At 47.2% G+C, this 24,627-nt stretch carries 17 protein-coding genes; 10 read left to right on the top strand and 7 right to left on the bottom strand.

What is annotated here, in order from left to right; translation table 11 throughout:
* Positions 1–108 precede the first annotated feature (108 nt).
* The 9 genes from GWR21_RS13920 (at position 109) to GWR21_RS13880 (ending at position 13,324) form a co-directional block, all read left to right on the top strand.
* A complete protein-coding gene (locus GWR21_RS13920; protein ID WP_162332333.1) occupies positions 109–3,804 on the top strand; it encodes a DUF7948 domain-containing protein in 3,696 nt (1,231 codons plus the stop codon).
* A 4-nt stretch (positions 3,805–3,808) separates the two neighbouring features.
* Positions 3,809–4,834 (top strand): PorP/SprF family type IX secretion system membrane protein, encoded by a 1,026-nt coding sequence (locus GWR21_RS13915; RefSeq protein WP_162332332.1) that lies wholly within the window; start codon positions 3,809–3,811, stop codon positions 4,832–4,834.
* A gap of 27 nt (positions 4,835–4,861) precedes the next feature.
* Positions 4,862–6,268: an FAD-binding oxidoreductase gene (locus GWR21_RS13910; protein ID WP_162332331.1), complete on the top strand. Its 1,407-nt coding sequence runs from the start codon at positions 4,862–4,864 to the stop codon at positions 6,266–6,268.
* A 30-nt stretch (positions 6,269–6,298) separates the two neighbouring features.
* Positions 6,299–6,880, top strand: coding sequence for a hypothetical protein (locus tag GWR21_RS13905; RefSeq protein WP_162332330.1), 582 nt, complete (start codon positions 6,299–6,301; stop codon positions 6,878–6,880).
* Between the two features lie 770 nt (positions 6,881–7,650).
* On the top strand, positions 7,651–8,349 hold the full coding sequence (locus tag GWR21_RS13900; RefSeq protein ID WP_202929087.1) for an LOG family protein: 699 nt from the start codon (positions 7,651–7,653) through the stop codon (positions 8,347–8,349).
* Between the two features lie 35 nt (positions 8,350–8,384).
* Entirely contained in the window at positions 8,385–9,029 is a 645-nt protein-coding gene (locus GWR21_RS13895; RefSeq protein ID WP_162332329.1) for an O-methyltransferase, read from the top strand.
* 37 nt (positions 9,030–9,066) lie between these two features.
* The gene (locus GWR21_RS13890) at positions 9,067–10,887 is read left to right on the top strand and encodes a glucosaminidase domain-containing protein (RefSeq protein WP_162332328.1); all 1,821 of its coding nucleotides are present in this window, start codon (positions 9,067–9,069) and stop codon (positions 10,885–10,887) included.
* Positions 10,888–10,909: 22 nt separating this feature from the next.
* Entirely contained in the window at positions 10,910–11,455 is a 546-nt protein-coding gene (gene hpt, locus GWR21_RS13885) for a hypoxanthine phosphoribosyltransferase (RefSeq protein WP_162332327.1), read from the top strand.
* Between the two features lie 99 nt (positions 11,456–11,554).
* Positions 11,555–13,324 carry a YfbK domain-containing protein gene (locus GWR21_RS13880; RefSeq protein WP_162332326.1) on the top strand — a complete coding sequence of 590 codons (1,770 nt, stop codon included), beginning with the start codon at positions 11,555–11,557 and terminating at the stop codon, positions 13,322–13,324.
* A gap of 5 nt (positions 13,325–13,329) precedes the next feature.
* Here GWR21_RS13880 and GWR21_RS13875 read toward each other — a convergent pair whose 3' ends face one another.
* From GWR21_RS13875 to GWR21_RS13865, 3 genes are all read right to left on the bottom strand, one after another.
* Positions 13,330–14,277, bottom strand: a complete 948-nt coding sequence (locus tag GWR21_RS13875) for a class I SAM-dependent methyltransferase (RefSeq protein WP_162335718.1) — start codon at positions 14,275–14,277, stop codon at positions 13,330–13,332.
* Positions 14,278–14,404: 127 nt separating this feature from the next.
* Entirely contained in the window at positions 14,405–15,565 is a 1,161-nt protein-coding gene (gene dnaJ / locus GWR21_RS13870; RefSeq protein ID WP_162332325.1) for a molecular chaperone DnaJ, read from the bottom strand.
* Between the two features lie 65 nt (positions 15,566–15,630).
* Positions 15,631–16,188 carry a nucleotide exchange factor GrpE gene (locus GWR21_RS13865; protein WP_162332324.1) on the bottom strand — a complete coding sequence of 186 codons (558 nt, stop codon included), beginning with the start codon at positions 16,186–16,188 and terminating at the stop codon, positions 15,631–15,633.
* 168 nt (positions 16,189–16,356) lie between these two features.
* Here GWR21_RS13865 and GWR21_RS13860 point away from each other — a divergent pair, with 168 nt between their 5' ends.
* Complete coding sequence (locus GWR21_RS13860) at positions 16,357–17,529, top strand: class I SAM-dependent rRNA methyltransferase (protein ID WP_162332323.1); 1,173 nt, start codon at positions 16,357–16,359, stop codon at positions 17,527–17,529.
* 87 nt (positions 17,530–17,616) lie between these two features.
* Here the strand turns inward: GWR21_RS13860 and GWR21_RS13855 are convergent, their stop codons facing one another.
* From GWR21_RS13855 to GWR21_RS13840, 4 genes are all read right to left on the bottom strand, one after another.
* Positions 17,617–17,967 carry a T9SS type A sorting domain-containing protein gene (locus tag GWR21_RS13855; protein WP_162332322.1) on the bottom strand — a complete coding sequence of 117 codons (351 nt, stop codon included), beginning with the start codon at positions 17,965–17,967 and terminating at the stop codon, positions 17,617–17,619.
* 137 nt (positions 17,968–18,104) lie between these two features.
* On the bottom strand, positions 18,105–18,575 hold the full coding sequence (locus tag GWR21_RS13850) for a redoxin domain-containing protein (RefSeq protein ID WP_162332321.1): 471 nt from the start codon (positions 18,573–18,575) through the stop codon (positions 18,105–18,107).
* A 69-nt stretch (positions 18,576–18,644) separates the two neighbouring features.
* On the bottom strand, positions 18,645–19,682 hold the full coding sequence (locus tag GWR21_RS13845) for a PorP/SprF family type IX secretion system membrane protein (protein ID WP_162332320.1): 1,038 nt from the start codon (positions 19,680–19,682) through the stop codon (positions 18,645–18,647).
* A gap of 51 nt (positions 19,683–19,733) precedes the next feature.
* Positions 19,734–24,605 (bottom strand): PKD domain-containing protein, encoded by a 4,872-nt coding sequence (locus GWR21_RS13840; protein WP_162332319.1) that lies wholly within the window; start codon positions 24,603–24,605, stop codon positions 19,734–19,736.
* Positions 24,606–24,627 lie beyond the last annotated feature (22 nt).

Here is a 24,627-nt window from a genome sequence, read left to right as displayed (position 1 = left end):
TACTATTAATTGAATTGGCGCTGTTATTGCGGTAACAAATGTACCGTCGTCTGCGTTATTACGTAATAGAGATAAAGAACTAGGAATAAACATTTTAAATCTACTCCGTTGAATTTTACTTTCCCTATAGGCTGTTTAGCTTTCCTTTTTTCGCTTTGTTCAGGCGTAACAGCTAGTGCGCAGGTGCAGGTACAGGAACTTTACGATAATAAACCGCTGCAGTTCACAGAGAATAAAGGACAGTGGGATGGAGATTTCCTTTATAAAACAGATATGGGCGGAGGTGCGGCCTTCCTGAAGCGTACTGGTTTTACCTTCCTGCTGCAAGACAGAAAACAGCGATATGAACTGGCGGCGAAACTGCACGGCCATGCGCATACCAATGATACTACCTGGCATCATGACCCGGCACCGCGCAATGATAATGCCTCCCGTAACGCTGCTGTAACTACAGCCAGCGCATCTTCCGGTGCGGGTAACGGTGATGGTGAAATGCAGCTGCCAACTGTACGCGGACATGCGTATAACGTAACTTTCCTGAACGCTGGTAACCCGGAAATATCTGCTGAAAAGGGATCGGAAAGCTATGCTAACTATTTTATTGGTAATGATCCCTCCAAATGGAAATCAGACGTCAGGTCTTATCAGCTGGTGAATTACAAGGGTTTATATCCCGGTATTGATATGCAGGTCTATTCAGAATCTTCTGTCCTCAAATATGATCTGATCGTTCAACCAGGTGCTGATCCTTCCCAGATCCAGTTACAGTATTCCGGTACCGATAAACTTGAAATTAAGAAGGAGCAACTGGTGATCACTACTTCTGTGGGTACCGTGATAGAGCAAATGCCGTTTGCTTATCAGTATATCGATAACGAACGTGTAACCGTAAAAGTGTCTTATGCACTCAGCGGACAGAAACTGCGTTTTAAAATATCCGGTAAATACGACAACAATTATCCACTGATCATTGACCCTTCATATATCTTCTCAACCGTATCTGGATCATTGGCTGATAACTGGGGGTTCACTGCCACTTATGATGGCACCGGTGCTTTCTATGGCGGAGGTATCGTATTCAATACAGGATATCCTGTTACACCAGGCGCAGTGCAAAGCACATATGCAGATGGCGGTTTCGATATCGGTATCAGTAAGTTCTCTCCGAATGGCCGTAACCTGATCTATGCCACCTATATCGGTGGTGGTGGAAAAGAACAGCCACATAGCTTATTTGTTGATCCGGCTGGTAATCTGGTGATTTCCGGCAGAACGACTTCCGGTAACTTTCCTGGTCCTAACCGCGGACAACCAACGGTCGTAGGTACGCGTGGCGGATGGGATATTGCCGTAGTAAAACTGAACGCCACCGGTACTGGCATCATCGGTAGCATGATCGTGGCCAGCCCGGGAGATGACGGTGTGAATATCCGTGAGGACAGAACATTGGGTGCTTCCGTGTTACTCCGTAACTATGGAGATGACGCCCGTAGTGAAGTGGTGATAGATGGTACCGGCAATATTTATGTCGCCAGCTGTACGCGCTCAGACAGATTTCCGACTACAGCCGGCGTATTCCAGCCTAACTTCGGTGGTGTGCAGGATGGTGTTTTGCTGAAAATAGATCAGAATTGTGCCAACCTTTTGTGGGCAAGTTATCTCGGTGGTGGAAGAGAAGATGCTGCTTATGTACTGGCGCTCAATGGTAACTCATTGTATGTCGCCGGTGGTACTGCCAGTAACAACTTCCCTATAAGAGGTAATCCGGTGTATGGTACCTATCGTGGTGGTATCTGTGATGGCTTTATCGCACATATTGCAGCAGATGGTACCAGCATTTTACAGAGCACTTATCTGGGTGCAAACACTGTAGCTGCTGATCAGGTATATGGTATCCAGATGGATGCGCGTGGTTTTGTATATGTGATGGGTACAACAGAAGGTACCTGGCCGATTGTACAGCCTACCGGAACAGCTAATTTCTTCAATAATAATTCAAAACAATTCATTGCAAAGCTGCAACCCGACCTGTCAGCTTTCGTATATTCCACTACGTTTGGTAAGACTGCCGGTACACCGAGTATTTCTCCGGTAGCATTCCTGGTAGACCGTTGTGAAAATGTGTATGTATCCGGATGGGGCGGTGGTATTGATGTATCACTGAATTATCCGAATTCCAATACAGCGGGAATGCCATTGAAGAATCCTTTGCAGCGTACCACCGACGGACAGGATATGTATTTCTTCGTATTACAGCGAGATGCTACTGACATTCTCTTTGGTAGCTATTTTGGTGGTAATGGTACGTATGAACATGTGGATGGTGGTACCAGCCGTTTTGACCGGAATGGTGTGATCTATCAGGGTATCTGTGCATGGTGTCCGGTATCGGAAACCGGCTTCAGACCTCGTTACCCGACTACACCGGGCGCTTATGCCACTACAGCACCTCCCAATTGTAACCTGGGGGCGCTGAAGATCGCTTTTAACCTGGATGGTGTAAAAGCAGGTATCAAAACACAGGAGAGGAGGACGCATTATTGTGTACCTGCTGATATCACTTTCATCGATACAACAGGCACGCCTGCACAAACGTGGACATGGAATTTTGGCGATGGTTCCGCTCCGGTATCAGGTACACAGGATACTGTTCAACATAGATATGTTAATCCGGGTAACTACCGTGTAACATTGATCAAGTGTGATCCCGCCAGTTGTAACAGTTGTGACACCTCTTTCCTCGATTTACGTATCCGTACGGACAGGGCCGACTTTGACATGCAGGCGGTACGTCAGCCACCATGTGAATCGCTGGCATACGAATTCACTTTTTCTGCGCCTACACCTCCAATACCATTTACCACTACTTCATTTGTGCTGAACTTTGGGGACAATACGCCACCTGTAACAGTTGGTCCGAATGACTTCCCTTATCAGCACAGATACCAGGCGGAAGGAGTGTATAACGCTACACTGACACTCGTGGATACCAACTATTGTAACGCACCGGAAATAGATACGGTACCGTTACGTGTGGCAGCAAATGTGAGAGCATCCTTCGTAGCTCCTGACAGTACCTGCGTGCCGGCAACAATTGAATTCCAGAATACAACAAGTGGTGGTGAATCATTTACCTGGACCTTTGGTGACGGCAGTACTTCTACAGATATCAATCCTGTGCATACTTATAATACCCCTGGTGTATATACAGTAACAATGCAGGCAGTAGATAATAACACCTGTAACCGTACAGATGATACGTCGATGGTGGTAACAGTATTTGCGCCGCCTGCGGCAGACTTTACCTATTCACCTACTACTCCGACAGAAAATACACCGACCACCTTCAGTAACCAGTCATCTGCAGATGCTGTCAGCTTCCTCTGGGAGTTTGGAGATGGTACGGGATCAACGGAAGTTAATCCTGTTCATCAATATAACAGGACAGGCGTATACGATGTCTATCTCATATCCACAAACAGCGCGGGCTGCTCGGATACAGCCCTGAAGCAGGTGAGTGCTATCGTAGTACCGCTGTTTGATATTCCATCTGCATTCTCACCAAACAAAGATGGAGTGAACGATGTTTTCCTGGTAAGAGGCTTCGGTATCTCCAGGTTTAATATGAAAGTTTATAATCGCTGGGGACAGCTGGTTTTTGAAACAAATGACGCTTTAATAGGATGGGACGGAACATTCAAAGGATCGCTTCAACCTATGGACGCCTATGCATTTGTGATCAACGTAGAGTTTAGTGATGGTACTTCAGCATCCAAGAATGGAAGCGTAACCTTGTTAAGATGATGATATGAAGCATATTTTAAAGCATATCGCCGGTTGTTTTTTGGTGTTGTTAGCCGCAGCATTGGAGGGGCATGCACAGGATCTGCACTTTTCGCAGTACTTCAACTCTCCGTTGACGACCAATCCTGCCAACACCGGTTTTATTCCGGACGGTAACTATCGTATCGGGGTGAACTACCGCAATCAGTGGGCAAGTATACCGGTGCCTTACAAAACGATGTCGGCTTTCGGAGACTTCCAGTTGTTCCGTGACAGGCTGGAATATGGCTGGTTAGGTGTTGGAGGTGTGATCCTGCGGGATGTGGCAGGTAGTGGCAACCTGACTTCCACCAAGGTATATGGGTCCATTGCCTATCACCAGTTGCTCGGAAACAGCAGTTTGTTATCGCTTGGTTTTAATGTGGGATCTGCAAGTAAAAGGGTGGATGTCACCAAACTGACCTTCGGTGACCAGTGGAATGGTAAGTTCTTTGATGCACAGGTACCCACCGCAGAGCCTTTCAGTCAGACAAGCATCGGCTACTTTGATATGCAGGTAGGTATGAACTATGCCTATTTTCCGACTGATGATATTTACATTAACGCAGGGTTTTCGGCCCAGCATGTGAATACACCCAGAGAATCGTTTTATGACGGTAACAACCAGATTCCCCGTCGTTACATTGCTTTCCTGAATGCGAGTCTGAAACTCAGTGATATGGTCATCATCAATCCTTCTGCCTATTACGGCAGGCAGGCCAATGCTTCTGAGACCGTATTCGGAGGTAATGTGGCTTATAATCTGTCAGGAGATGGAGAAACACAGTTGTATGGTGGTGCCTATTACCGTTTGAATGATGCGGCCGTATTCCTGGTAGGGTATCAGCTGAAGGGGGCTAAGATCATGTTTAGCTATGATGTAACTACTTCTTCACTGGCGCAGTTTAATAATCGCCGGGGCGCTTACGAGGTCGGTATTGTATTTACCGGTCTCTATCCTAACCGCAGTTTTTCAGGAGCTAAACGGTCAGTTATTTGTCCGTCTTTTTAACAGGGTGCTTTTTCCTATTTTTGTTACATGATCGAATTTGCGAAAGTCAATACCCGGCATCTCGAAGCCTTTCGGGAGATAGTCGGGCCAGCATACGTGTTCGCTGATACAGAAAGCCTGGACAGCTATGCACACGACGAAACAGAAGATTTGCATTACCTGCCTGAGGTGGTGTTGAAACCGGATACTACCGAGCAGGTAAGCCGCATTATGCGGTTGTGCCAGGAGGAAAAGCTACCCGTTACACCACGGGGTGGTGGTACCGGCCTAAGCGGTGGCGCATTGCCTCAGTTTGGCGGTGTACTGATCTCCATGGAACGTTTCAACAGGATATTACACCTGGATGATAGAAATCTGCAGGTCACCACGGAACCCGGTGTCATTACAGAAGTATTGCAGGATGCCGTAAAGGAAAGAGGGCTGTTCTATCCACCAGACCCCAGCAGCCGTGGCTCCTGTTTTATAGGCGGTAACATTGCAGAGAACTCCGGAGGCCCTAAAGCTGTTAAATATGGGGTAGTAAAAGACTATGTGCTGAACCTGGAAATGGTCCTGCCATCAGGAGATGTGATCTGGACGGGTGCCAATGTACTGAAAAACTCCACCGGCTATAACCTGACACAACTGGTGGTAGGTAGCGAAGGCACACTGGGTATCGTCACCAAGATCGTACTCCGTCTGATCCCGCTGCCGAAATCCAACCTGTTAATGCTGGTGCCATTCCGGAATGCCGGAAATGCCTGTGCAGCGGTAAGTGCTATCTTCCGTGCCGGTTTTACGCCATCCGCCATGGAGTTTATGGAGAGGGATGCACTCGACTGGGTGAGCAGGTATGTAGACAGTACCACCGTGAAGATAGAGGAGGATGTACAGGCGCATCTGCTCATTGAAGTAGATGGTAATTATCCGGAGGTACTGATGCAGGAAATGGAAGGGATTGCCGGAGTGGTCACTGAGTTCGACTGTGGAGAAATACTCTTTGCAGAAGATCATCAGCAGAAAGAAGAGTTATGGAAATTACGCCGCAGAGTGGCAGAAGCAGTGAAGGCAAACTCAGTATATAAAGAAGAAGATACGGTAGTACCAAGAGCTGAATTGCCGGTACTGCTGAAAGGGGTGAAAGATATAGGACGTAAATACGGATTCCATTCAGTGTGTTACGGACATGCAGGTGATGGTAACCTGCATGTGAATATCATCAGGGGAGAACTGACAGAAGACCAATGGAATGGTACACTAAAAGAAGGTATCCGCGAGATCTTTCAGCTGGTAAAACAACTGGGAGGTACCATCAGCGGAGAGCATGGAATAGGCCTGGTACAGAAAAGCTATATGGACATTATTTTCGATAACACGGAAATGCAGCTGATGCGGCAGATCAAACACGTGTTCGATCCTAACCATATACTGAACAGGGGGAAGATTTTTGATTGATGATACAAACCATTTAAAAGGAACAGTACTATGAAACGTTTATTGTTATGTTTTTTACTATTATCGGCTGTGCAGCTGGCGCAGGCGCAGTATTATAAAACAGACACCACCAGTAAGAAGAAATTTGATGCTTCCCGTCTGATCATCGGAGGTTCGCTCGGACTGGCGTTCGGAGATTACACAAATATCAACATCTCACCACTGGTAGGCTACCGCATCTCGCAGGTCTTTGCTGCGGGACTGGCTATTAATGCGCAATATGGTTCCGAGCGTTTTCGCGATTACTACGGTAATACAGGACAACGAAATCAATACTCCATTTTCGGAGGAGGTTTATGGGGAAGGGTGTATCCGCTGGATATGATCTTCATACACGTTCAGCCGGAATACAACCATGTAAATCTGAAGAGCACCTACTATGATACGGATCCGAAAACAGTTGTAAAAGACAGCTACGGAGTGCCTAGTTTGCTGATGGGGGGTGGTTATTCACAACCGCTCGGCAGCCGTGCTGCCTTCAGTATCATGGCTTTGTATGATGTCTTACAGGATAGCAGATCACCATACCAGAATGGCCTGATCCTGAGAATGGGCGCATCGTTAGGGTTCTAGGCGATCAGGATTGGGAATTGAAATGCAGCGAGATAGCTTGCCTGGTTAGTGTGAAATGTACATTTAATTCCTAATCTTTACTTTATTAGCAAAGGGGGACTTCAGATACTGAAGTGCCCCTTTGCTTTAATATGCGCTTCCCTTTTTCATCGATATAAACATTGATCAGGAGTCGCCCGCTGTCAGGCCCATTCCCAATGCCTAATTCCCAATTCGTAATTCTCTCTAGGAAATCACAAAGATTATCTGTATTTTAAATGAAAATTACCCCTGTCTCCAATCAAGGGGTGCGTTATGAAGAGCTAAACCACGTTATATGAAAGCACTGTATTGTGTACACGCCAGCTATTGCCGGCAAAAAATATTACATCATTAAATTCGGGAAGGAACAAAGCATTGAACGTTATGCGTTATGGCCAGCTATGGATAAAAATTATGTGGTATGTCAAACAACGGCAACTACATGTTCATAACGTGTTAAATGTTAAGCGGGTTTCTTTCAAGTTACCTGCTTCTTTTTAATGAACCTCCGGACTATATGAGACGGCAATGTATTCCATTGCAGGCATCCTTATGTTATCAAAGCATCCGTCTTCACGCCATAATTCCCGGTAAAGTGACCGGGATATACACAAGTTCCACACTACGCATCTGCACATAATTTTCCGGTATATAAAGCATTATTACCACAACTTATTGGGCTGCCGGTCGTGTGGCTAGGCAGTTTTTCAGTATTTTAGCCCAATTATTGAATCAAATAACTCTCAGTAATGAACGATCGTTTAATGCATTTGAAAGAGAGAGACTGGACGGAAACCAAAGCACATTCCAGCTGGCAGATATTCAAGATCATGGCCGAATTTGTAGATGGTTTTGAATCTCTCGCAAAAATGGGCCCCTGTATTTCCATATTTGGATCGGCACGTACCAAACCAGGAACAAGATATTATGAACTGGCACATGATATTTCAAAACGGCTGGCAGAGGAAGGTTTTGGTATCATTACTGGCGGTGGCCCGGGTGTAATGGAGGCTGCCAATAAAGGCGCCCAGGAGGCGAAAGGAAAATCTGTAGGTGTGAATATCACATTGCCCCACGAGCAATATCCCAACCCCTATATTGATTACGATAAAAACATGCACTTTGATTATTTCTTTGTCCGCAAGGTCATGTTCACCAAATATTCTCAGGGTTTCGTGATGATGCCCGGTGGTTTCGGTACCATGGATGAGTTCTTTGAAGTAGCCACACTTATTCAGACAAAGAAGATGACTGAAACCCCCATGGTACTGGTAGGTCGTGAGTACTGGAGTGGGCTCCTGGAGTGGATCCGCGGGACGATGATGGAAAAGGAAAGCAACATTTCTCCCGAAGATCTGGGGCTGCTGAAGCTGTTTGATACCGCAGATGAAGTGGTGGAATACTTCCGCGTATTCTATACAACCAACAAGCTGCGTCCTAACTTCTAGGATTTATTGACATATTTTTGCAAAAATTATACAACATGGATATAATTCCTGCTGCTGTAGAAGCGTTTGCAGAAAAGTATACGACTCCCGAGACTGGATTACTGAAACGGCTGAACCGTGAAACATATCTGAAAGTGGATCAGCCACATATGCTGAGCGGACACCTCCAGGGACAGTTTCTCAGCCTGGTCAGTCATATGTTACAGCCTGCACGTATACTGGAACTGGGAACGTATACCGGCTACTCGGCCATCTGTCTCGCACAGGGACTGAAAGACGGCGGCATGTTGCATACCATCGATGTGAATGAAGAACGGGAAGATATGTGCCTCCGCTATTTCGAAGAGGCCGGCTTATCCGGAAAAATAACAATGCACATCGGAAAAGCAGCAGAAATTATAGACAGGCTGGATGAAACATTTGACCTGGTGTTCATAGATGCAGATAAAGCAGGGTATGAACGCTACTATGACCAGGTATGGGACAAAATACGTCCGGGGGGATTTATACTCGCAGATAATGTGCTCTTCCATGGAGAGACGCTTGTGGAACCATCAAAACAAAGTAATAATGCCAGGGCAATGATCAGTTTCTGCGAAAAAGTAGCGGCTGATGGCAGAGCGGAACAGTTATTGTTAACGCTCAGAGACGGTTTGCTGATCATTAGAAAGATAGGCTAACCTCACAGACTAACCACACCCATTAAATTCACTGTACATGCAACTAAGGAGATCCGTTTTAGTGTGTAGCTTTTTGTTTGGTGCCATGCCATTGCTGAAGGCACAAAACCAGACTCCGCAACAATACATTGCGAAGTTTAAGGATATTGCCATCAGTGAAATGCAACGCACTGGTGTACCCGCCTCCATTAAGCTAGCGCAGGGCATCCTGGAAACACAGTCCGGCAACGGCTGGCTCGTGCAAAACTCTAATAACCACTTCGGTATTAAATGTAAGAATAACTGGACAGGCGAAAGCGTCAGATATGACGATGATGCCCGCCAGGAATGCTTTCGTAAGTACCCCTCTGCTGCGGACTCTTACAGAGACCACTCAGAGTTCCTGAGAAATAACCCCCGTTACGCATTCCTCTTTCAGTTCCAGGAAGAAGATTACAAGTCATGGGCTTATGGTCTTAAACAGGCCGGATACGCTACAAGTACGACTTATCCGCAACAGCTCATCAAACTCATTGAAGATTATAATCTCCAGCAATACACGCTCGCTGGTGAAGGTGTCGCTAAAGCAGGTACCAATGGTGCCAAGACAGGTGACGAGATGGTTGCCTCCGGCCCGGTCAAAACAACCACACCGGTGGCTGCTACCAGTAAACCTTCCGGCACCTCTATCGCCAACGCTCCTAAAGGCATTTTCCAGATCAATGACCGTAAGGTAATAGTCGTCCCTGCCGGTACGTCACTGATCCAGGTGGCCAACCAACGTGATATCAAACTCAGGAACATTGTGCGTTACAATGACCTTGAGAGTGATAATCCCGTGAAAAAGGATGCTTATATCTTCCTGCAGAAAAAGGGGAAATCCGGTAAGAATGATTATCATACTGTGGCTCCTGGTGAAACGATGTACGACATCGCCCAGGTGGAGGGTATACAGCTTCGCTGGCTACGCCGCCGTAACAAGATGAAGGAAGGACAGGAGCCTGAAGTCGGTGAAAGACTGGCATTGGCGGGTTATGCCAATAAGACGCCCAGACTGGCTAAGAATCCGCCTCCTGAAGATCCGACAGAAGGTGACCTGAACCCTGGCAAGATCATGGATGATGTAAGAGCAGAGATCGAAAGAGAAAGACAGGAGGAAATGGCCATGCAGAAAGCCGATGAAGAACGCCGTCAGCAACAGGCTGCTGCGCAGAATAACCTGCCGGCTGGTATGGTAGACGATCTGAAAAAGTTAGGTGAGGTGAAGACTACCGGTGGTACTGCGCCGGCTACTTCCAAACCTGTCGCTACCCAACCGGCTACACCTGCACAGACAAAGCCCGTGAGCACACAACCTGCTACGTCTTCCCAGCCTGTTTATTCTTCCAGACCTGAGCATACAGCATCTTCTACTACAACGCCTGCCAGTCAGCCAGCCACCACGCCTGCGGCCACGCCGGCACAGCCAGTCTCTCCCCGTCCGGCAAATACGACGCCTGCCCCTGAGACAGCAGAAGAAGAGGAGGAGGAAGAACCAACACCCGTTAATCCGGTGTCTACAGAACCCGCACCACCGGTACAGACAATGCCTGCCGGCCCTGTAACATCACAGCCTGCGGCTCCTGTCACCTCAGCGCCAACTCAGGCTCCGCCAAAGACGGGAACACCTGCTACTGCGCCTGCGCAACCAGTCGCCACACCATCAGCCGGTGGCCCGATCAGGGAAGGCAACTCATTGTATCATCAGGTCCAGAGCAAGGAAACACTCTATGCAATTGCCAAACGTTACAATGTAACGGTGGAGCAACTGCGACAGTGGAATAATCTTGAATCATTTGATATCAAAATAGGACAACGGCTTTTAGTCGGAAAAATCTAAAACAATCGTAAATCGGAATCGCATGTCTGTAATCCAGGTACATGATAAACAGTTTGAACCATACATCAGCGCAGCTACTCTGCAACAGCGCATACAGGAATTAGCTGCGCAGCTTAACAATGATCTGAAAGGTGAAAAGCCTTTATTCATTGCTATCCTGAACGGCTCTTTTATGTTCGCCGCTGACGTGTTCAAATATCTCACTATTGACGCAGAAATATCTTTCATCAAGCTGGCCTCCTATAAGGGAATGAAGTCTACCGGTAATGTCGTACAGGCCATCGGACTAGACGAAGACCTCTACGGGCGTACAGTGGTGATCCTGGAAGATATCGTAGACACCGGTAAAACATTAAGCCAGTTCCTCCCGCAGCTGGAACACCAGCAGCCTAAAAAACTGATGGTCGCTGCACTGCTCACAAAGCCGGAAGCAATGGTACATCCAATTAAGATAGATTATCTTGGTTTCTCCGTGCCGAATAAGTTCCTGCTGGGTTACGGACTGGATTATGATGGGCTGGGAAGGAACCTGCCGGAAATCTATAAACTGGTGGAAGGAGAGAAGTAGCCCCATGTTCCGGCTACTATCTCTTACATTTTTAAATTCTTAATTCTCAATTCCTAATTCCTAATTGCTTATATTTAGTATGTAACTGATGCAAAACTCATGCAAAGGCTCCTTATGCTGCTTGTCAGCCTAATTATCCTTGTACCTGGGAGTGCTCAGAAGATATGGATTTCAGGGGCAGTTGAAGATAGCATTTCCCGCAATCCCCTGCCTGGAGTGATCGTTACAGTCATCAATGATACCGCAAAGTGTATTACGAACCAGTACGGACTTTTTAGAATCGCGGTGCCCTCTCAGGACGCTACATTATTGTTCCAACACGACAGATATTTTCCCAAACAGCTCTCTTCGGGAACTTACACCCGCATGCTTGTCTCACTGATGCCCAGAGAGGAAGTCGCTGAAGATGCGGTTAAAAAGGCAAAAGCTATTGCCCGTGAACGCTCCGCCACTGGTTCCAATCCTAATTACAGCAATACCATGATGGGTACAAGGGCCTTCTTCAATGAAACCTATGGCCTGTTGTACGAAAACAAGTTTATAGAAACCGGTATCGCCACACCTTCTCTGTTTGCAGTGGATGTAGACAGAGCTTCTTACAGTAATATCAGGCGGTTTGTAAAACTTAAGGAACGTATTCCTGCGAATGCTGTACGCATAGAGGAAATGGTGAACTATTTCCATTACCGTTATCCTTTACCACCTGCCGGACAAACATTGGCGATCTACAGCAATTACGCGACCTGTCCATGGGCTGAAGACCACCGGTTGCTGCAGATCGCTGTACGTGGAAAGGAAATGAATACGGATAGCCTGCCACCCAGCAATCTCGTATTCCTGATAGACGTTTCCGGTTCCATGGCAATGCCGAATAAACTGCCACTCCTGCAGGCGGCTTTCCGCATTCTTGTGAATAACTTACGTAATACAGATCATGTAGCTATTGTTGCTTACGCGGGCATACCTGGCGTGATCTTACCCAGCACTCCGGGCAGTGAAAAAGACAAGATCCGGAATGCAATAGATTACCTCAGCGCAGGAGGCGCTACTGCCGGAGAAGCGGCTATCAAGCTGGCTTACCAGATCGCGGAAGAGAATTTTATACCGGAAGGGAATAACCGGGTGATCATGGCAACTGACGGAGACTTTAACGTCGGACAGACCAGTGATTACGACATGGAAAAATTGATCCTGAGTAAAAAAGAAACAGGTGTATTATTGACCTGTCTCGGATTTGGAATGGGGAACTACAAAGATTCCAAATTGGAGACTTTATCCAGTAAAGGAAATGGCAACTTCGCCTACATTGACAACCTCGAGGAAGCTAATAAGATCTTCGCACGTGAGTTTGGCAGCACCTTATTCACAGTAGCCAGAGATGTCCAGGCAGACGTGACCTTTAATCCGCGTACTGTAAAGTCTTACCGTCTGATAGGTTATGAAAACAAGGTCATTAAGGAGGGAGACACCACAGACAGACAGATGACCGGCGGCATCCTGGGGCCCGGGCACTGCGCTGTTGCCATGTATGAAATAGTACCCCGGAGCCCTGAAGTAATGACCGATAGCGTATTGGCTACGGTACACCTGACCTACCGGGAAGTAACAGATACGACCCTGAAACGCCTGTCTTACCAGGTGCCTGGTAAAGCAGCCACTTTTCAGCAGTCTTCGGACGATTTCCGCTTTGCCAGTGCTGTGGCGCTGATGGGAATGCTGTTGAGAAAGTCTGCCTATAAAGGCAGTGGATCCTGTAATATGGTGATGGACATCGCCCGCAAATCTCTCGGTGATGATCCCGGAGGATATCGCCGGGAGTTCATCACACTATTGAAAGATCTTAAAAAATCAAAACATCTTGTAGAGTGATCCGCTCATCGCGTGATCTTATAACATTTTCTGATCAGCTTCTGCTGAAAGTCAAATGGTATGGTCTGGGCAGTGATGTCTTTAATATCGGACGCCAGAATATGATCTGCATCCAGTACAAAACGACGGTAGTTGTTACTGAAATAGATTACGCCACCAGGTTTGGTAGCTGCCAGTACCTTGTTCAGGATAGTGACATGGTCCCGCTGGATGTCCAGTATTTCCTTCATGCGTTTGCTATTGGAAAAAGTAGGAGGGTCGAGTACTACCAGGTCAAATGATTCTACCGGCAGGGTGTCCAGGTACTGAAGCACGTCTGCATGTACGAATTTGTGTTTATTTACATCAAATCCGTTGATGCGCATATTTTCTTCCGCCCAGGCCAGGTAGGTCTTGGAAAGGTCTACAGAAGTAACCTGTGTGGCGCCACCTGCTGCGGCGTACACAGAGAAGGACCCAGTATAGCAGAAGAGGTTTAGCACGTTTTTACCAGCTACAACATCTCGCACCATACCCCGCGTAATGCGGTGGTCCAGGAAAAGCCCCGTATCCAGGTAATCAGAGAGGTTCACCTTAAATTTCAGTCCTGCCTCCTGTACGATCATCTCATGGCTTTCGAATGACAGTTTTTCATACTGCTCCTGCCTGTTGGCTTTCCGCTGACGCTGTTTAACATAGATCTTATCCACAGGCACTTCCAGCACCTTCGCGATCACTTCCAGACAGAGGTCAAGCCATTCCTCATGAGCCTCCTCTTCCATACCATGCTGCCGCTTGTATTCTGCCACATAAACATGGTCTTCATACAGCTCTATACTGAACGGAAATTCAGGAATATCATCATCATATACCCGGTAGCAGGTAATATTCTGCCGGCGTGCAGTCTTGCGAAGGTGTTTGAACACCTTTACCAGCCGGTTTTCTAGCATCTGTAATTTAGAAGGATCGAACATGTAACGGGTAAAAAGTAAAAAATGCAAAGGTAAGGTTAGCAGCTGAGAATGGGGATAAAACCACTTATAAACAGAAAAGCTGTCGCGCTTCTGGCGGACAGCTTTTACTATCTGTAATAAGATATACTTAACTGAAAATGTCTCTTACCTTCTCAAAGAAGCCTTTTTCCGACTTCTCAGGGTTTGGTTTGAAGTTGTCAGATGCCTGTGCTCTTTCCAGGAAAGCTTTCTCATCTCCGTTCACCTGCTGAGGCGTCCATACGTTCACATGGATCAGCTGGTCACCTTTCTCGTAAGAGTTTACGGAAGGGAAGCCTTTACCTTTCAACCGGAAGATCTTGCCGCTCTGGGTACCAGCCGGGATCTTGATCTTCGCCTTACCATCAATGGTTGGTACTTCCAGGGAGGTGCCGAATACTGCATCCGGGAAGGAGATGTACAGGTCGTAGGCTACATTCAGGCCATCGCGCTGCAGTTCAGGATGTGGTTCTTCCTCGATGAGGATGAGCAGGTCACCGGGGGCGCCGCCTCTTTCGCCGGCATTACCCTTGCCGCTCAGGCTGAGCTGCATACCTTCCTGTACACCTGCAGGGATATCGATGTTTACCATTTCTTCACCATACATGCGGCCTTCACCTTTACAGTGACCACATTTGCTGGTGATGGTCTGGCCTTCACCATGACAGGTAGGACAGGTAGTCACTGTCTGCATCTGTCCCAGGAAAGTCTGGGTTACTTTTCTTACCTGACCGGAGCCACCACAGGTACCACAGGTCTGGAAAGCGTTTTTATCTTTTGCTCCGAGGCCGCTGCAATGGCTGCACGGAACATATTTTTTAACCTTTATCTTTTTGTTGGCACCTTTAGCGATCTCCTCGTATGTCAGTTTGATCTTAATACGGAGGTTAGAGCCGCGGGTACCTCTGCCACGTCTTCCACCGGCGCCACCGCCACGGTTACCGCCGAAGAAGCTACCGAATATATCGTCTCCGAAGATGTCCCCGAAGTTGGAGAAGATATCATCCATGTTCATGGAGCCTCCGCCAAATCCACCACGGTTACCCATACCGGCGTGTCCGAAGCGGTCATATTGTGCCCGTTTGTCGGCGTCACTTAATACTTCATAGGCCTCGGCTGCCTCTTTGAATTTTTCCTCCGCTTCTTTGTTATCGGGGTTCCTGTCAGGATGGTACTGCATAGCCACCTTACGATAGGCTTTTTTTATCTCATCCTGGGAAGCGGACTTGGCAACACCCAGTATTTCGTAGTAATCTCTTTTGGTAGACATATATCACACTAAAGCCGGCAATATGCCGGCATGGTTAATGAAAAGCATTTCTGTCAGAACGTCACCTATTTTCCCACTATTACCTTTGCGAAACGTATCAATTTGTCATTCAGGTAATAACCTTTCTGCATATCATCAATTACCTTTCCTTTCAGATCATCAGTTGGTGCGGGAATTTCGGTAATGGCTTCATGGAGGTCCGGATTAAATTCGGTGTGCAAACTTTCCATAGGTTTCAGGCCTTTAGCTTGCAGGGTCGATTTTAATTTGTTGAAAACTAATGCAACACCGTCTTTAACGGCATTGATATCAGCGGCGCTTTCTATTTGTTTGGTAGCACGGTCAGTGTCATCCAATACATCGAGCAATGACACCATCAGCTCCCTGCTGGCCGTCTGCATCAGTTCGATACGTTCCTTTGCAGTACGTTTCTTGAAGTTGTCAAATTCTGCAACCAGACGAAGGTATTTATCCTTCATTTCATTCAGCTCGTGCTGTTTTTTATCCAGTTCGCTTTCATCCGCCAAGGCATCGTTGAGGTTTGTGGCGCCGCTCATGTTCTCATCAGCATTAATATCCGGCATACCTTTACCATTTTCGGTGTCCTGTCCGTTTGTCTGCATATCGTTTTTATTTTCTGTTATGAAGTAATATTGTCTGCAAAGGTACACCAGACAATTAACTTGCCAAGACAGGAAGAAAAGACAAATTGGCACAAGTACCCCTGCATTTGTAATTCCCCTCATCGTAATGCTGATTTGTCCTACCTTTGCAGCCTGGAAAAAATTGTAATGACCAAAGTTTTTTTAAAGAAAAAGATACAGAACCGTGTGCTCCAGGGCCACCCATGGATATTTGGTAATGAAGTAGGTCAGATCGAAGGACCTGTTACCGCCGGTGATACGGTAGATGTATTTACCCATCAGGGATTCTTTGTTGGTAGAGGATATATCAACCCGCAATCCCAGATCCTGGTGCGCCTGCTCACCCGTGATAAAGATGAACAGATCGACGCGGAATTCTTTTACCGCCGTTTGCTGAAAGCATGGAAGTATCGTCAGCAGCTGGGTTATGTGGAAAACTGCCGTCTCGTTTTTGGCGAAGCGGATGACATGCCGGCACTGGTAATTGACAAGTTCAATGACCATTTCGTACTGCAGACGCTGGCTTTAGGTATGGACCGCTGGAAGGGCGCTATCGTAGATGCCCTGAACAGGATCTTCTCTCCTAAAGGTATCTATGAACGTAACGACGTGCCGGTACGTGAACTGGAAGGTCTGGAACAACAGAAGGGTTTCCTGAGTGCGCCGTTCGATACGAACGTGATCATCAACGAGAACGGCCTGAAGTTCCATGTAGATATAGAAAATGGTCAGAAAACGGGCTATTTCCTTGATCAGCAGGATAACCGTCGTGCTATTCAGCATATTGTAAAAGATGCAGATGTACTGGAAGCTTTCTGCTATACCGGTACTTTCTCCTGCCACGCTGGCCATTATGGTGCTAAAAGTGTATTAGGTCTTGATATTTCTGAGCATGCAGTAAATACGGCCCGCAGAAATGCCGAGCTCAATAATCTGCAGGACGTATGTAAATTCCAGGCTGTCAATGCATTCGATGTGTTGAAACAGTGGACCCGTGAAGACAAAAAGTTTGACGTAGTGATCCTGGACCCGCCAGCTTTCACCAAAAGCCGTGAGAACATCCAGAAAGCGATCACTGGTTACAAAGAGATCAACCTGCGCGGTATGAAGCTGCTGAAACCTGGTGGTTTCCTCGTCACGGCTTCCTGTACCAACCTGGTGCCGCCATCCCTGTTCCTGGAAATTATCGATATGGCTGCCAAAGATGCAAAAAAGAAACTGCGTCAGGTCACCTTCCAGACACAGGCGCAGGACCATCCGATCCTCTGGAACATAGAAAATACAACCTACCTGAAATTCCTTATAGTGGAAGTTCAGTGACCGGTCAGTACAGATATAAAGAAAAAGGACTCGTATTATACGAGTCCTTTTTCTTTTATAGTCCCTAAGGAGAAATTATTAGTTATATCACTTGACGACGTTGAACTTTCCTGACTCTATCAGGTTACCCTGGCGGTCTCTTAACTGGAATATATATACACCACTGTAATATTTATCCAGTTCAACGGTAGTCTTGGCGTTGAGATTTTTTATCTGATCAATTCTTTTTCCCAGAAAGTTGAACACAATAAGATCATAACCCTGGTCGTTATTGTTCTGTAATTCAAAATTGATCCTGCTGGTAGCGGGGTTGGGATATAGTTTCACGATCTTACTGCCTCCATCAGAAAATGGAGAATTCTTGGCAGTTTGAGCTTTACCTATTAGGGATATCAGGCAAAGAAAACAAGTAAATAAGAGTGTAGAGGTTTTCCACATACCCGTAAAGATAAAGATTTTTTCAAATATAAGTCGATTTATTTCACAATATCACCTATATAAAAATAACAAATGGCAAGCCAAAAACAAAGGCTTGCCATTACTTTTTTAAAAAATTTAACGCTTTTCGTAATTTTTTATTGCAGACTGCTCAGTGTGCTTTTAACTGCATCAAAATCAGGAAGATCTCCCGCTGATTCCAGCACCTGTGCATACTTTACAACCCCTTCTTTATCAACCACAAACGCTGCTCTTTTGGAAACGCCTTTCAGGTCCAGTACGAAATTCTCATAGAATGCGCCATATGCCTGAGATGCTTCCTTGTTGAAATCAGATAACAGGGGGAAATTCAGGTTCTGCTCCGCACGGAACTTGCCCAGGGTAAATGGAGAATCCACAGAGATACCTACAACTGCTGCATTCAGGTTGTTATAGGTGCTGATGTTATCTCTGATGCTGCACAGCTCTGCTGTACATACACTTGTAAATGCCAGTGGGAAGAATAATATTACCAGGTTCTGGCCTTTGTAGTCCTCCAGGGAAACTTTCTCTTTCTCAGTATTCAGCAGGGAGAAAGAAGGTGCTTTTGAGCCAACGGTTACGTTCATCTGTTATTCGTTATAAGGTTATAGTAATGTATCAAGTCAGGTGTAAAGATAATGATTGGCGCATTAGATTCAGAATCTCGGACAGTGCACTGCTTCCATGGTGCTGTTACGACTGTTCAGGAATCCTTTGAATACTAATGATAGTTCAAACCCGCCAACGCCTTTCGTTGCTGGTTTTAGTCCGGAAATATTGGCATCGTACGTAATACCTACCTCATATTTCTCCATATCCAGCCGGAAAGACGGGATGATCGCATCGTTGTAACGCAGATAAGCACCGAAATAAAAGGCACGCGTACTTTCCAGTCCATCGTCATACAGACTATATCCCAACAGTGCACCTCCCAGGTATTCTGAATAGGCGCCCATATGGATCTGGTTATACTGCGCGATCAGTTTCAGACGTTCCTCCAGCGGGAACGTAATACCGGCATTGAACGTGATCTTCGGGTCAAGCGCTACCAACGCATCCTTATAGAACGACAGCTTCGGACGGTTGAAGTGGAACATGGCTGCTCCTATATAATAGTTGATATCCTCGTTTTCCCCGATTGTACTGTTAAAGCTGATACCCGCTCCGACGTCCAGGTAGGAGTACCCACGTAATGCCAGCCGGCCTTCCTCTCCGGTAGGCGCCGTCGCATCATACTGCCCGCCAGTATACTGGTTGTTAAAAGTCAGTTTGGTCTGGTCAAACTGACGCTGTACGATTCCTCCGGTAAAGCCTACTGACAGGAACATATTCTTGTCCTGACTGAGTGACTTATGATAGTTCACCGCCGGCAGGACCTGTACGGATTGCAACCGGGCAGTACCCGCTCTGTCATAGGTGAACTGAAGACCTGCGGTAACAAAATCTTCGCTGTTCCCTACCGGGAATTTCATTTCGGCACTTAATGCGCCTGTCTGATATGGAATCGTGACGCTGTTCCACTGATTCCTGTATACGGCCTGTACACGGTAGTCTCCGTTAAATAAACCGATCAGGGCCGGATTGCGTAAAATGGGTGTCTCGTAAAACTGGGACAGGTGAATGTCCTGTGCTACCAGTGTCTGTGTGCCCAGAAGGCACAGTGCCGCTAACAGTTTTCTACAGTTCATTCTCATGCTGGCATGTTTTTATAGTCATAGTTACGGTGTGGATGCTGACAGGTAAGATTACCTGACCAGCATCACATTTCCTTTTAGGGTGAAGTCTTCGTTTGTATCGCAAACCAGTTCCGCTACATACACAAATACATCCGGGTTTGCTGCCACGCCATTCACACGGCCGTCCCAGCCGAATGATGGGTCTTCTATATTAAAGTTGGTTCGTTCAAATATCAGCTGTCCCCAACGGTTATAGATCCTGAATGATTTGGCAGTTTTGATACCCTTACCCCTGATGTAGAACAGGTCATTCTGCCCGTCATTGTTTGGCGAGAAGGTGTTGGGAAGGAACACCACTCCTGATGAACATACCAGGTTTACGGTCACATCGTCTGTTGCGGCACATCCATATGCATTCGTCACTCTGATCTGATAAGTCGTATTCGATCTCGGAGAGGCGGTGGGTGTCAGACAGTCAACGCAACTCAGTGATGTCGCTGGTGACCACTCAATACCAGTGATGTCCGGACTACCGATCACTGATAACTGGATCGAACTGCCGGTAGGTATGGTCAGGTCTTCACCTGCATTCACGACTGGTGTAGTGTGTACGTTTACAGTGGCTAATGCGGTATCGGTAAAGCAATTGTCATTGCCATAACCTATTACCTGATAAGTAGTAGATGTTTCTGCTGTTACTGTCGGATTGCTGATGTCCGGCTGACTCAGCCCCGTCTCCGGTATCCATTTGTAACTCACTGCTCCGGTGGCGTTGAACTGTACAACACTGCCCTGACATACATCGGCTGTATTCACCTGTACGTTGAACGGCTGTGATACCCTGATCTTTACACTGCCTTCAGCAGCACAACCGGTACTATTGACAACCGTCACACGGTAAGTGGTGTCCATGTCAGGTGTTACTACTGGTGATGGACTGGTCGGATCAGAGATATTATAGTTGGTCCAGTTAATATTTACGCCTGCTTCTGTATTCGTTTCCAGGTTGACAGAGGCTCCGCGGCAAATGTTGGACTCCGCTGGCGTCGGCGCTACCGTAGGATAAGCTGCTACTTCCACATTCATCGTTGCTGTATCATGGCAAACGCCGGTCGCACTGGATATAATTAACTGTACAGGATAGATACCTGGTTGCGGATAAGTGATCGGGCCCGGGTTCTGTGCCGGATAATCCTGTCCGTTTGTGGTCCAGTTCCATACGGTGGCAGGCATGTTCCTGGTATCGGTACCTGTCAGTTGTACCGGCGTACCCACACATACGGCTGCTACCGGTGTGATTTCTGCTGATGGACTTTCCTCTATCACTACTGGCATGGTGGTATCTTTTACACAACCATAATAGCTGGTAGCGGTCATTCTCACTGTATAAACACCCGGTGCATCAAACAGGAATGTAGGATTCGGGCCGGTCGCTACGTCGTCCGTGCGGTTTGGAATACCGAAGTCCCACAGGTAGGTAGCCGGATTGCCATCGTCAATAGAAACCGCCCTGGTAGAATCATGGAAATATACGATACCGCCATCGCAGGCATTGCTCAGGTCCAGTCCAAAGGCGGCAGTGATCTTATCTACCACTACTTTAGGACTACCACTCGCAGGTACGGTACAACCTCTTTCGTCTTCCAGTAACACTACCGGATAGTAAACGCCTTCTTTATTATATGTATAGGATGGAGATGCCGGTGTGGTCGTACGCACCGTATAACCATCACCAAAATCCCATATAAATCGTTGTGCAGTAGCAGATACTGCGGTCATAGAAGTTGTCAGCGGTACGCAACCTTTTTCTACTGATACCGCAAAGCTTCCGTCCGGACCTGCAATCGAAATGTTCTTAGGACCTGCTACCGGACTAGGACAATCTCCCTCTGAGTAAACGGTCAGTGTTACCGGGAAGCTACCTGGTCTGATATAGTTGTGTAACGGGTTCTCTTCATCTGAAGAACTACCGTCACCAAATGTCCAGGATACTTTTACATAGTCAGATGACTGGTTGGTGAACTGCACTTTTACCGGCGGACAAATATCTCCTGCGACCACTGGTACGGCGAAATCGGCTATCGGGTTAGGTACGCGCAGGAAGTTAGCCGTGTCTATATGTGCTGTACAGCCTGTAGCACTGGTGACATCCAGTGATACGGTGTAAGAACCCGGTACAGTATAGGTATGTCTCGGATCTTTATCTGTACTGGTGCCGCCATCGCCGAATGTCCATGCATAGGTCAGTGGTGCTGTTACTGACTGGTTGGTGAACTGGAATGGCGTATTCAGGCACGCGATCCTTGTGCTGGCAGTGAAACTGGCTGTAATGTTAGCGATGCGTATCGTCTGCGTAGCCGTATCCGCACAACCGGTATTATCTGTCACGATCAGTTTTACAGGATAATCATTGATCACGCTGAAGCTGTGCGTGATGCTGTCAGGTTTTGTAGTGAATGTCTGAGGGGGTGTACCATCTCCAAAGTCATATGTCCAGGAAGTAATCGTATTTCCTGCGCGGACAGTTGATTGATCTTTAAAGGTGACAGGTTCATTCTGGCACTGGCGGGCAGAAGTTGTGAATTGTGCCGTTGCGCCGTTAACTTCTATTGTCAGGCTATCAGATACATGGATACAACCATATATATCTACCATTCTCAGCGCCACTTTGTAGGTGCCAGGTACGTTGTAAATATAGGCAGGTCTTGGTGAACTTGTATTGAAACGACCGTCTCCGTAAGTCCAGCGGTAGGAACTTGTAATACCTGCTACGATAGAGTTAGTAGCAAAATTTACCCTTGTACCCTGGCAGATCAAATTCTGATCTACCGTGATGACCAGTTTGTCATCGAGTATTCTGACGGTAGTAGAATAGGTAGAAGAACAGGTGCCGTTATTAACAGTTAATGTCACGGTATATGTACCTTCCCGCGGGAAGGTGTGGGTCGGATTTGGCGTATTATCAGTAGTGCCATCTCCAAAATCCCATGCATAGTTCCTCGGCAATGTAGGATCATTCCCCCATTCACTGGCATCAATAAAGCTTCTTACCAGCGGTGTATTACAATCCACCGTACCTACCGTGAAGAAGGCTGCCGGAGGGAATGTTTCTACAAGAGCCGGTTTAGTGGTCGTACGGATACAACCATTATTATTGATAGTCAGGATCACATCATGTGTACCGATGGAATTAAAGACATAGGACGGGTTCCTGATAGTGGACGTGCCATTTGCACCGGTATTTTCCACGAAGGTCCACTGCCATGTCATATTGGTCACCTGCGTAGACAGGTCGGTAAAGTTAAAGATGGTTGGCTGACAGCCATTGATCTTATCCACAGAGAAATCAGGTATTACAGGACGTCCAACCCTGATCTCATAAGTGGCTGTTTGTGTACAGCCGCCTGTAGTAGTGATATTTAAGGTTACATCATACCTTGCCTGACGGGTGTAGGTATGTGTAGGAGTGGGATCAGTAGAAGTTGTACCATCTCCGAAATTCCACAGATAAGTAGCAATGGCTTCCGTAGTACCAGTGATAGCTGCACTTAGATTAGCATCAAAAGGCACACATCCCCGGTTAAGACCACTGATAGTCAGTGTGGGTTTCCTGATGGTGATAGAATGGGTAGCAGAATCCAGACAGCCTGCCGCATTGCTGGCCACTACTGTTACTGCATAATCTCCTTCAGCTGTAAAGTTATGCAATGGGTGCTGTATATTGCCTGTAGTACCATCTGCAAAGTTCCATGCCCAGCCCGTCGCATTGGTGCTGGCCGTCGTAAACTGTACGTTCACCGGAACCGAACAGGCCGAAGTTGGGTTCATGGTGAAATCAACTGTCGGTGGTGTGGAAATTGTAAAGTTCCTTGTAACGACTGCATCACAACCATCCTGCGTAATCGCATGCATGGTAACCGCATAAGTACCTGCAGTAGTGAAACTTCTCACCGCATCGATAGAATTGATCACGGTGTCAGCGAAGGTCCAGGTAGCAGATACCGGTGCTGGCTGGGTCGTATTGCGGAAGGTGATGCTGGAGCCGGAACATGGTCTGTCCACGATCTGGAAGTCGGCCAGCATGGTCGCTATCTTAATATAAGCCGGCATGGAGATCCTCCTTGTACAACCGTCGGCAGTTGTAGCAGTGAGAGTTACATCAAAGTTGCCGGTTGATGTATAGTTATGGGTAGGATGCATGTCCGTACTGGTCGTACCATCTCCGAAGTCCCATAAATAGGTAACTGCGGGCAATGGGCCGGCTGTATTGAGCGTTGTGGTATTGGTGAAGTTGATGGTCACCGGGGTACGGCATCCTCCCTGTGTATTACTGGTAAAGGATACATCTGGTGTTGGATTGGCCTGGATAACCTGTGAGCCGCTACCTGTACAGCCGTAGCTGTTCGTTACAATAGAGGTGGCTACAAAACCGCCTCCCCTGTTATAGGTATGGCTGGCAGTAGTGCCAGTGGCGCCATTACCATCACCAAAGTCCCAGTTAATGCCGGTAATAGTACCATCTCCTGCGAGAGACTGGTCCCGGAAGTTGACACTCAGTGGTGTACAACCGGTGGTAGGGTTGGTGGTGAACTGCACCGTAGGTCTGGCATAGACATTCACCACGTGTTGGGCGCTGGCTGTTTGTCCGCCGGGGAAGGTCACTGTCAGTACCACGTTGAAGGTACCGGGCCTGTTAAATGTACGGGACGGATTCCAGAGGGTGGACTTCGCCCCTCCGTCTCCAAAGTCCCAGGAGGCGGTACCAACAGGTGTCGACTGATTGACAAACTGTACGAATGCGGCGCCGCAACCACTCCAGTTGTCGGCGGTAAATGCTGCCGTCTGTGCCTGTGCCCTGGCACCCGATAGCAAAAAGAACACGACGAGATATGCTACAGCATACAGGAAGTGCTTAAGTTGGCGTAGGTAATGGTGTTTCATTTTCCGGATATGACTGCGTCAA

It is taken from the genome of Chitinophaga agri (genome assembly GCF_010093065.1).
GTDB classification, from domain to species: domain Bacteria; phylum Bacteroidota; class Bacteroidia; order Chitinophagales; family Chitinophagaceae; genus Chitinophaga; species Chitinophaga agri.
The sequence above is the reverse complement of the archived record's forward strand: the minus strand, read 5'-3'. Positions and strand labels throughout refer to the sequence as shown.